Below are 10803 nucleotides of genomic sequence, written 5' to 3' on the forward strand. Positions count from 1 at the left end.
AGAAGACCGCTCGTGGTGTCCACAGCCGGTCCGTGATCCGTCGCTCCCCGTCACGCCGGTCCTGGTGTTTCGCGCCGGAGAGGGGTTCGCGCGGCGCGACGGGAACGATCTCGGCGAGTCGATGGGGACGGAGCCCTCGGCAGAGATAGGGTGTTGCAGCCGGGCCGGGTGCGCGCGTCGGGGTGATCCATACGGGAGGTTTTCGCTGGTGTCCAACGATTCCTTCGTCCACCTGCACGTGCACACCGAGTACTCGATGCTCGACGGTGCGGCGAAGATCGCTCCGCTGTTCGCGGAGGCCAGCAGGCTGGGGATGCCGGCCGTGGGGATGACCGACCACGGCAACATGTACGGCGCCGACGAGTTCTACCAGCAGGCGTGCAAGGCGGGCATCAAGCCGATCATCGGCATCGAGGCCTACGTCGCGCCGGAGAGCCGGTTCCACAAGAAGCCGGTGTTCTGGGGGCAGAGCAGCCAGCGCGGCGCCGACGAGTTCGGTGAGGGCGGCGACGTCTCCGGTGGCGGCGCGTACACGCACATGACGATGCTCGCCGAGAACTCCACCGGCTTGCGCAACCTCTTCACGCTCTCGTCGCTGGCCAGCATCCAGGGCTACTACCGCAAGCCGAGAATGGACAGGGAGCTGATCGCCGAGCACGCCGAGGGGATCATCGCCACCACCGGTTGCCCTTCCGGGGAGGTGCAGACCCGGTTGCGGTTGGGCCAGCGCAAGGAGGCGCTGCAGGCGGCCTCGGACTATCGGGACATCTTCGGGCCGGACAACTTCTTCCTCGAGCTGATGGACCACGGGCTGCCGATCGAGCGGTCGGTCCGCGAGGGGCTGCTGGAGATCGGCCGGACCCTCGGGCTCACCCCGCTGGCCACCAACGACTCGCACTACGTCACCCAGGACCAGGCCGAGTCGCACGCCGCGTTGCTCTGCGTGCAGTCCGGCAAGACGCTCAACGACCCGAACCGGTTCAAGTTCGACGGCGACGGCTACTACCTGAAGTCGTCGGCGGAGATGCGCGAGTACTGGGACACCGAGGTGCCCGGCGCCGCCGACACGACGCTACTGATCGCCGAGCGGGTGCAGTCCTACGACGAGGTGTACGCGCACCGGGACCGGATGCCGAAGTTCCCCGTGCCCGAGGGGCACGACGAGGTGAGCTGGCTGCACCACGAGGTGATGAAGGGCCTCGAGTGGCGCTTCCCGGACGGCATCCCGGACGGCTACGTCGAGCGCGCGGAGTTCGAGCTCGGCGTGATCGCGCAGAAGGGGTTCCCCGCCTACTTCCTCGTCGTCGCCGACCTGATCAACTACGCGCGCGGCGTCGGCATCCGGGTCGGGCCGGGCCGTGGCTCGGCGGCGGGGTCGCTGGTGGCCTACGCGCTGGGGATCACCAACCTGGATCCGATCCCGCAGAAGCTGCTGTTCGAGCGGTTCCTCAACCCCGAGCGCGCCTCGATGCCCGACATCGACATCGACTTCGACGACCGCCGCCGCGGCGAGATGATCCGCTACGCCACCGAGAAGTACGGTGCCGACCGGGTCGCGCAGGTCATCACCTTCGGCACGATCAAGACGAAGGCGGCGATCAAGGACGCGGCGCGCGTGCACTTCGGCCAGCCCGGCTACGCGATCGCGGACAAGATCTCCAAGGCACTGCCGCCGCCGGTCATGGCGAAGGACATCCCGCTGTCCGGCATCGTCGACCCGCAGCACGAGCGCTACGCCGAGGCGGCCGAGGTCCGCTCGCTGGTCGAGACCGACCCCGAGGTCAAGACGATCTTCGAGACCGCCCGCGGGCTCGAGGGGCTGATCCGCAACGCCGGCGTGCACGCCTGCGCGGTGATCATGTCGAGCGAGCCGCTGATGGACGCGATCCCGCTGTGGCAGCGCGACGACGGCGCCATCATCACCGGCTGGGACTACCCGTCCTGCGAGGCCATCGGCCTGTTGAAGATGGACTTCCTCGGGCTGCGCAACCTCACGGTCATCGGCGACGCCATCGACAACATCAAGGCCAACCGGGGCGAGGAGATCGACCTCGACCGCCTGCGGGTGGACGACCCGAAGACCTACGAGCTGCTCGGCCGAGGGGACAGCCTCGGGGTGTTCCAGCTCGACGGTGGCGCCATGCGCGACCTTCTCCGCCGCATGCAGCCCACCGAGTTCAACGACATCATCGCCGTCAACGCGCTGTACCGGCCTGGCCCGATGGCGATGAACACCCACAACAACTACGCCGACCGCAAGAACGGTCGGCAGGAGATCACCCCGATCCACCCCGAGTTGGAGGAGGCGCTCGAGGACATCCTGGCCGAGACCTACGGCCTGATCGTCTACCAGGAGCAGATCATGCAGATCGCTCAGCGGGTGGCCGGGTTCTCGATGGGCCGAGCCGACGTGCTCCGCAAGGCCATGGGCAAGAAGAAGGCCGACGTGCTGGAGAAGGAGTACGCCGGCTTCGAGGAGGGGATGAAGGCCAACGGCTACTCCTCCAACGCGATCAAGACGCTGTGGGACACGATCCTGCCGTTCGCCGGGTACGCGTTCAACAAGAGCCACGCGGCCGGGTACGCCCTCGTGGGCTACTGGACCGCCTACCTCAAGGCGAACTACCCGGCCGAGTACATGGCGGCGCTGCTCACCTCGGTGGGGGACAACAAGGACAAGTCGGCGATCTACCTCTCCGAGTGCCGCCGGCTCGGGATCAGGGTGTTGCCACCGGACGTCAACGAGTCCGGGCAACGGTTCGCCGCGGTCGGTGACGCCATCCGCTACGGCCTCGGCGCGATCCGCAACGTCGGCGCCAACGTGGTGGACTCGATTCTCAAGATCCGCGAGGAGAAGGGGAAGTACTCCTCGTTCACCGACTTCCTCGACAAGTCCGAGCTCGTGGTCTGCAACAAGCGGGTCATCGAGTCGCTGATCAAGGCAGGCGCGTTCGACTCGCTCGGCAACACCCGGCTGGCGATGGTGCAGCAGCACGAGGACGCGGTGGACGCGGTCGTGCCGCTCAAGCGGCAGCAGGCGATGGGCCAGTTCGACCTGTTCGGCGGCGGGGACGACGCCAGCTCGTCGGTCACCGACTCCTCGCCGCTGGCGCACCTGAAGTTCGGCGACGAGGAGTACCCGCGCAAGCAGTTGCTCGCCTACGAGCGGGAGATGCTGGGGCTCTACGTCTCGGCGCACCCGCTGGACGGCGCGGAGCGGATCCTGCGCAAGCACGCGCCGCGGCCGATCGCCGCGATACTGGCCGACCCGCCCAAGGAGGGTGAGATCATCGTCTCCGGGTTGATCACGTCGCTGGACCGGCGGGTCAACAAGAAGGGCGAGCCCTGGGCGATCTGCACGGTGGAGGACATGGACGCCTCGGTGGAGGTGCTGTTCTTCCCGAAGTCCTACACGGTGTTCTCCGCCGACCTGGTGGAGGACAACGCGGTGGTGGTCAAGGGCAGGGTCAACTGGCGCGAGGACAAGATGTCCATCTTCGGCGGCGGTCTGGTGCCGCTGGACCTCAGCGACGCCGAGCTGGGTGGCGAGGACCCGCCCCTGGTGCTGCTGGCCGCCGCGGAGAAGCTCGACCGGAACGTGGTCAGCGAGCTCAAGCAGACGCTGCAGGCGCACCGCGGGGACACGCCGGTGCACCTCAAGCTGATCGGCCGGCAGCGGCAGACGGTGTTCGCGCTGTACGACTACCCGGTCAAGGTCAGCTCGATGCTGATGGGTGAGCTGAAGGGCATCCCGGGGATCACCGCCGGCACCTGACCGCCGGTCGCCTTACGGTGAGCTGGTGACCACGCGGCAGACCCCCACCGCCGACCCGCGGCGGTGGAAGGTGCTGGCCGTCACGCTCACCGCCGGGTTCATGGGCCTGCTCGACGTGAGCATCGTCAACGTCGCGCTGCCGTCGATCCAGCGGGGGTTGGGCGCGTCGGCCGGCGGCATCCAGTGGGTGGTGTCCGGGTACGCGTTGACGTTCGGGCTGGTGCTGGTGTCCGGCGGGCGGCTCGGCGACGCGCTCGGCCGGCGCCGGATGTTCCTGCTCGCGCTGACCGGGTTCGTGCTCACCAGTGTGGCGGCGGGCGCCGCGCCGACCGAGGCCGCGCTGGTGACCGCGCGGCTGCTGCAGGGCTTCACCGCCGGGTTGCTCACGCCGCAGAACACCGGGCTGATCCAGGACCTGTTCCGCGGGCCCGAACGGGGCAGGGCGTTTGGTCTGTTCGGCGCGACCGTCGGGGTGTCCACGGCGGTGGGGCCGGTGCTCGGTGGGGCGATCATCGCCGCCTTCGGCGAGGACCACGGATGGCGGTGGGTGTTCTTCGTCAACGTGCCCATCGGCGCGGCCGCGCTGGTGCTCGCCGCGCGGTTGCTGCCGCCGGCCCCGCCCCGGTCGAGGTCGGTGCGCGGGGAGATCGACGTGGTGGGGATGGTCCTGCTCGGGCTGGCCGTGCTGGGTGTGCTGCTGCCGTTGATCGAGTCGGAGCAGGGCGGGTTGCGGACCCTGTGGTGGATGTTCGGGGTGGCGCTCGTGCTCGCCGCGGCGTTCCTCCGGTGGGAGCGGCGGGTGGTGCGGCGTGGGCGGCCGCCGCTGCTGGACCCGCGGCTGTTCACCGGCACGCCGGGTTATCCGGGTGGCGCGACGATCGGCGCGGTGTACTTCTGTGGGTTCGCCGGGATCTGGCTGGTGTTCGCGCTGTTCTTCCAGCAGGGGCTGGGGTACTCGCCACTGGAGTCGGGGTTGGCGGTGACGCCGTTCGCGCTCGGGTCGGCGGTGTCGGCGGCGGTGGCCGGGCGGCTGGTGCCGCGGTTCGGCCGCCGGTTGACGGTGACCGGGTTGGGGATGGTCGCGACCGGGTTGGCCGTCGTCGGCGCGGTGGTGGTGCTGTTCCCGGCCGCGCCGATCGGGTGGGTGGTGGCGCCGCCGCTGCTGCTGGCCGGAATCGGCGGCGGGATGGTGATCTCGCCGAACACGACGTTGACGTTGGAGTGCGTGCCGACCCGGATGGCCGGTGTCGCCGGCGGGGCGCTGCAGACCGGGCAGCGGATCGGGACGGCGCTGGGGACGGCGGTGCTGGCGTCGGTGTTCCACGCCGTGGTGGCGCGATCGGGCGCTGGCCCCGGTCCGGGCGTGGGCTCGGGTGGTCCCGGCGGCCCCGGCGGCGGGGCCGGGCCGGTCGGGGTGTACACGTCGGCGCTCGCGGTGGCGATGTTCTGTTCGGTGGGCATCGTGCTCGTGGCGCTCGCCGTGGCCGCGGGGGAGCTGCGAGCCCGCCGCGCCCGGGAGCGGACCACCACCGGGCAGTCGATCAGTGACCCTTCGTGACCGTCGCTAGTCCATTCGGGTGGCTGGGCACGGAAAGTAGTGGCGCTACGGACAGCGACTGTGGAACGCTGGTGAGGCCTTCGAATTCGGCGAACTGGCTACCCAGCGTGGCAATCCGGGTGAGAGTTCAGGGAGCGGGCTCTCACCGGGTACATGCGGGTGTCCGATGAGTTGCCCATTTCGGATACGCAGCGTGAGCTCTCGCGCGCACGTCATCGACGGCCGCGGGGGATCGCTCGGTGACGATGAGAGCGCTGCCACGGGTCGTCCTGCCACCGTCGAAGGCCGCCGCGCGGGTGGGCCCGGGAGGAGGGAGGCTCGGGCCCACCCCAGCAGCTCTCTTCGCCGTCTCCCGCCACGACCGAGTGAACTTCGCGCTCGAGGGCGCCGAAGGCTCCGTTCGATCCGCCCGGCGACCCCCAGTTGTCCACGGATTCTCGGAACACCCGTCGCGCGGCCCGATCCCCGATAGACTGGAGGCGGGGCCGCCCCCCGGGATTGGGTGGGGGGGGTGCTCTGGGGTCCGAATGTCGATCTTTGGGGTTCACTGCGCTTCGCGGGGCCTGCTCCGGTGCGAGTGCACAACAGCCGTGGTCCACGGTGTCCCTCGCCCACCTCCCTGGCCGACGGTGCTCCCGTTCGGCGGTCGTGGCGTTCCCCCGGGGTTCCACTCGGCGGTCACCAGGGAGGTGGCCGATGCTCTTCCCCGGCAGCGGCGCTGGCCAGGGCCGGCAGGACCTCACCCAGCGGCCCGCGGAGCACGGCCGCCGCGAAGTCGTCGTACGGGGTGGGTGAGGCGTTGCACAAGATCACCCGCGCGCCGCTGCTGGCCGCGAGGCCCACCAGGCCCGCCGCCGGCTGCACGGTCAGCGAGCTGCCCGCCACCAGCAGCACGTCGCACGAGCACACCGCCACTCGCGCCCGCTCCAGCACGGCGGGGTCCAGCGCCTGCCCGAACGAGATCGTCGCCGACTTGAGGATGCCGCCGCACCGCCGGCAGTCCGGGTCGGCCTCCCCCGCGGCCACCCGGTCCAACGCCTCCCGCATCCCCCTCCGGTCCCCGCAGCCGAGGCACACCGCCTCGAACATCGTCCCGTGCAGCTCCAGCACCCGCTCCGCCCCGGCCTTCTGGTGCAGCCGGTCGATGTTCTGCGTGACGACCAACCGCAGCGTGCCCCGCCGCTCCAGCTCCACCAGCGCCCGGTGCGCCGCGTTCGGCTCGGCCCCCCACGCCGGGTGCTCGGCTCGCGCCCGCCAGGCGGCCTCCCGCACCTCCCTGCTGTCCACGTAGGACTGGAATCGGGACAGCCGCTCGGCCAGGGGATCGCGGGTCCACAGCCCGTTCGGCCCGCGGAAGTCGGGAATGCCGGACTCGGTCGACACGCCGGCACCGGTCAGCGCGACCATCCGCCGCGCCCCGGCCACCAGCTCCCGCGCCATCTCCATACCGCCATGATGCCCGCGAACGACGAAAGCCAGGCCCGTACCCGGCGAGGAGAGCGGGGCCTACACCACCACGCCCGGCGCCCCGTACAGCCCGGGCCCGTCCACCCGCACGGTCTCGAGGTGCCGCACCGCGGCCCGCCGCGCCTGCTCCACCAGCTCGTCGGTCCGGCTGAAGTCCAGCGGGCTCACCCGCACCGGCTCCGGCCCCGGTAGGTACACCACCGGCACGTCGGCGGCCGCCAGCGGTGCCTCCAGCACGGCCTGGTTGCGCATGCTGACCATCGCGGTGAACATCAGCACCTCGGCGAACGTCCGCGGTCGCGGCGGGATGTGGCCGGGGAACGCGCAGTCCAGCACCACCAGCGAGCGCGCCCCCATCGCCAGCGCCTGCCGCATCGGCACGTTCGCGACCAGCCCGCCGTCGTAGCGCCACCGGCCGTCGTGGGCCACCGGCGGGTAGATCCCGGGGATCGCGCAGCTCGCCAGCAACGCCGGTCGCAGCGGGCCGGACCGGATCAGCTCCGGCTCGGCGGTGTCGACGTCGGTCGCCATCACCCCCAGCGGCAGCGCCAGGTCCGCGAACGTCGTGCCGGCGCCGAGGTGGTCGTCGATGATCGCGGCGAGTCCGGTGTTGGGGAACAGGTGAGTCCGGCTGTGGCGGAGGGTGCGCACCCTGCTGAGCACCCCGCCGGGGAACGCCTCGTGCCGGGTCATCCGCGCCCAGATGTCCCGCAGCCGAGGCGCCGCGTCGGCGCCGGGCATCGCCAGCACCGCGCCGTTCAGCGAGCCGACCGACGTGCCGACCACGAGGTCCGGCGCCACCCCGGCCTCGGTGAGCGCGCGCAGCATCCCGACCTGCATCGCGCCGAGGCTCCCGCCACCGCCGAGGACGAAACCCACCGGTCGCGGCAGCGGGAGCGCTGAGATCGACACCGCCCGATCATGGCGCGCGGGCACCCGCACCGCGCGTCGGGTCGCCCGGACGGGGTTTGCTTCCGGCTACTGATGGGTAACACTGGTCACACCGGTCTTGCCGGACACCGCGCTCGACGACCCGATGGGGAGGTTCCCGTGGCGGAGCAACCGAACGTGACGGAGCAGGAAGCCAGGGCGGTCGCGGAGGAGGCGAGGGAGAGCGGCTGGCAGAAGCCGTCCTTCGCCAAGGAGCTCTACCTCGGCCGGTTCCGCCTCGATCTGGTCCACCCGCATCCCCGCCCGACCCCGGAGGCGGAGGCCAGGGCCGAGCGGTTTTTGGCCGAGCTGCGCGACTACTGCGCCACCCTCGACGCCGGTGTGATCGAGCGGGAGGCTCGCATCCCCGACGAGTACGTGAAGGGGCTGGCCGAGCTCGGCTGCTTCGGGATCAAGATCCCGGAGGAGTACGGCGGACTCGGGCTCACCCAGGTCGCCTACAACCAGGCGTTGATGTTGGTCGGCTCGGTGCACTCGACGCTGGGCGTGCTGCTGTCGGCACACCAGTCGATCGGCGTGCCCGAGCCGCTCAAGCTCGCCGGCACCCCCGAGCAGAAGCGCCGGTTCCTGCCGCGCTGCGCCAAGGGCGCGATCAGCGCGTTCCTGCTCACCGAGCCCGACGTCGGCTCCGACCCGGCCCGGCTGGCCACCTCGGCCATCCCCACCGAGGACGGCGAGGCCTACGAGCTCGACGGCGTGAAGCTGTGGACCACCAACGGTGTCGTCGCCGAGCTGCTGGTCGTGATGGCCAGGGTGCCCAAGCGCGAGGGGCACCGGGGCGGCGTCACGGCGTTCGTCGTCGAGGCCGACACGCCCGGCATCACCGTCGAGCGGCGCAACGCGTTCATGGGCTTGCGCGGCATCGAGAACGGCGTGACCCGCTTCCACAAGGTCCGGGTGCCCAAGGAGAACGTGATCGGCGGCGAGGGCCAGGGCCTCAAGATCGCCCTGGGGACGTTGAACACCGGCCGGTTGTCCGTACCGGCGGCGTGCACGGCGGCGGGGAAGTGGTCGCTCAAGATCGCCAGGGAGTGGTCGGCGGAGCGGGTCCAGTGGGGCAGGCCGGTCGGCAAGCACGCCGCGGTGGCGAACAAGATCTCGTTCATCGCGGCCACCACCTACGCACTGCAGGCCGTGCTCGACCTGTCCGCGCACATGGCCGACGAGGGTCGCAACGACATCCGGATCGAGGCCGCCCTGGCGAAGCTGTGGGCCAGCGAGATGGCCTACGTGATCGCCGACGAGCTCATGCAGATCCGCGGCGGGCGGGGCTACGAGACCGCCGAGTCGCTGGCCGCCCGCGGCGAGCGAGCCGCCCCGGTCGAGCAACTGGTGCGGGACCTGCGGATCAACCGGATCTTCGAGGGTTCCACCGAGATCATGCACCTGCTCATCGCGCGGGAGGCCGTCGACGCGCACTTGTCCGCCGCCGGTGACCTCGCCGACCCGGATGCCGACGCCGCGCGCAAGGCGAGGGCGGCGGCCAAGGCCAGTGGCTTCTATGCGAAGTGGCTGCCGCAGCTGGTCACCGGCGCCGGCCAGGTGCCGACGTCGTACCGTGAGTTCGGTCCGCTCGCGCCGCACCTGCGGTTCGTCGAGCGCACCGCCCGTAAGCTGGCCCGGTCCACGTTCTACGGGATGGCCCGCTGGCAGGCCGGGTTGGAGAAGCGCCAGGGCTTCCTGGCCAGGATCGTCGACATCGGAGCCGAGCTGTTCGCCATGGCGGCGGTGTGCGTGCGCGCCGAGATGCAGCGGGTGGACGACGCCGCCGAGGGCGCGACGGCCTACGAGCTGGCCGACGCGTTCTGCCGGCAGTCCCGGCTGCGGGTGGCGCGGTTGTTCGACGCGTTGTGGGACAACACCGACGACATCGACCGGCGGGTGGCCGACCGGACGCTGGACGGCCGCTACACCTGGCTGGAATCGGGTGTGCTGGACCCGAGCGAGGGCACCGGCCCGTGGATCGCGGACTGGCGCAAGGGTGCCTCCGGCGAGGAGAACGTGGCGCGCCGCTACCTGTCGTCCACGTAGCCGGTAGCCGCCCGGCCGCCGTGTCCGCGCTCCGTGCACACGTACCCGCGCCCTGCGACGCGAACACGCGTGCACGGAGCGCGGACACGCGTGCACTGGGGTGGGTCAGTGGGCGGCTTCCTCGACCGGTCGTTCGGTGTCGGCGGTCTCGGCGGCCCGCGCGGAGGCCGCGCGCCGGCGGCGTTTGACGACGGTGACCGTGGCGACCGCGAGGGCGATCACGATGAGCAGGATCCAGCTGCCCTTGCCGACGGCGTCCTCGATCTGCTTGGCGGCCTCCCCCGCGGCGGCGCCGATGCCGATGTGCAGCGCGCACCACCCGGTGGCGCCGACGATCACCGGTGGGAGGAAGCGCCGGAACGCGAGGCCGGAGGCGCCGGCGGCCGCGGGCACCAGCGTGCGCATGACCGGCAGGTAGATGGCGACCAGCACCGCCCAGGAGCCCCGCCGGACGAGGAAGGCGGACGCCTTGTTCCAGCCGTCCGCGCCGTGCTTCTGGACCATCTTGGTCTGGCGGAGCCGGGGACCGAACTTGCGGCCGAGGAAGAACCCGATCGAGTCACCGGTGACCGCGCAGACGGTGGTGACCAGCCACATGATCAGAAACTTGGGCGCGCTGGTGGCCGTGGTGCCGAGGATGAACAGGCCGGTCTCGCCGGGGGCGATGAAGCCGAGGCCCAGGGTGCACTCGCCCAGGACCAGCAGGCCGGCCGCCGCGGTGACGCCGGCGGGGGGCAGGCTCTGCAGCCATTCGAGTACGTCGGTCACCAGCGCCACGCGTGCGTCCCCTTGCTCGTCGTTACCGTGTCGATCCCCCCCGGCGGGACCACCCGTCCGGCGGTTCCCACGGTAGCGCGGAGCGTATCCGCCTCGGGGTTGAGTTTCCTCCGGGACCACCCCTACCTGCGACGGATGGCCGGCTACCGCGCGAGGAGGCTGGTGGCTTCCTGGGTGGCGGGGGTGGTGGTGGCGAGGTGGGTGAGGTGGTCGGGTAGGGGTTGGCCGCGGTGGTGCATGGCCT

Annotated in this window: 6 protein-coding genes; 3 read left to right on the forward strand and 3 right to left on the reverse strand. The window is 71.1% G+C overall.

Annotated elements, in window-relative coordinates; genetic code table 11:
• The first annotated feature begins 208 nt into the window (after positions 1-208).
• Both dnaE and BM051_RS01255 read left to right on the forward strand, forming a co-directional pair.
• Positions 209-3775 carry a DNA polymerase III subunit alpha gene (gene dnaE, locus BM051_RS01250; RefSeq protein WP_092526621.1) on the forward strand — a complete coding sequence of 1189 codons (3567 nt, stop codon included), beginning with the start codon at positions 209-211 and terminating at the stop codon, positions 3773-3775.
• A gap of 100 nt (positions 3776-3875) precedes the next feature.
• The gene (locus tag BM051_RS01255; protein WP_092528343.1) at positions 3876-5333 is read left to right on the forward strand and encodes an MFS transporter; all 1458 of its coding nucleotides are present in this window, start codon (positions 3876-3878) and stop codon (positions 5331-5333) included.
• 678 nt (positions 5334-6011) lie between these two features.
• Here BM051_RS01255 and BM051_RS01260 read toward each other — a convergent pair.
• Together BM051_RS01260 and BM051_RS01265 are read right to left on the reverse strand one after the other, a co-directional pair.
• Complete coding sequence (locus BM051_RS01260) at positions 6012-6779, reverse strand: SIR2 family NAD-dependent protein deacylase (RefSeq protein WP_092526624.1); 768 nt, start codon at positions 6777-6779, stop codon at positions 6012-6014.
• 60 nt (positions 6780-6839) lie between these two features.
• Positions 6840-7706 (reverse strand): patatin-like phospholipase family protein, encoded by an 867-nt coding sequence (locus BM051_RS01265; RefSeq protein WP_092528345.1) that lies wholly within the window; start codon positions 7704-7706, stop codon positions 6840-6842.
• A 144-nt stretch (positions 7707-7850) separates the two neighbouring features.
• Between BM051_RS01265 and BM051_RS01270 the strand changes: the two genes are divergently transcribed.
• Positions 7851-9782 carry an acyl-CoA dehydrogenase family protein gene (locus tag BM051_RS01270; protein WP_218151692.1) on the forward strand — a complete coding sequence of 644 codons (1932 nt, stop codon included), beginning with the start codon at positions 7851-7853 and terminating at the stop codon, positions 9780-9782.
• Between the two features lie 105 nt (positions 9783-9887).
• On the opposite strand, the gene BM051_RS01275 is transcribed toward BM051_RS01270, so the two are convergent.
• A complete protein-coding gene (locus BM051_RS01275) occupies positions 9888-10559 on the reverse strand; it encodes a DedA family protein (protein ID WP_092526630.1) in 672 nt (223 codons plus the stop codon).
• Positions 10560-10803 lie beyond the last annotated feature (244 nt).

This window comes from Amycolatopsis arida (assembly GCF_900115565.1).
Lineage (GTDB): Bacteria > Actinomycetota > Actinomycetes > Mycobacteriales > Pseudonocardiaceae > Yuhushiella > Yuhushiella arida.

What these genes read in the sequence shown, in the direction of transcription:
- BM051_RS01255 (WP_092528343.1), top strand. Translation starts at nt 3,876, where the DNA reads ATGGGCCTGCTCGACGTGAGCATCGTCAACGTCGCGCTGCCGTCGATC.
- BM051_RS01260 (WP_092526624.1), bottom strand. Translation starts at nt 6,779, where the DNA reads ATGGAGATGGCGCGGGAGCTGGTGGCCGGGGCGCGGCGGATGGTCGCG.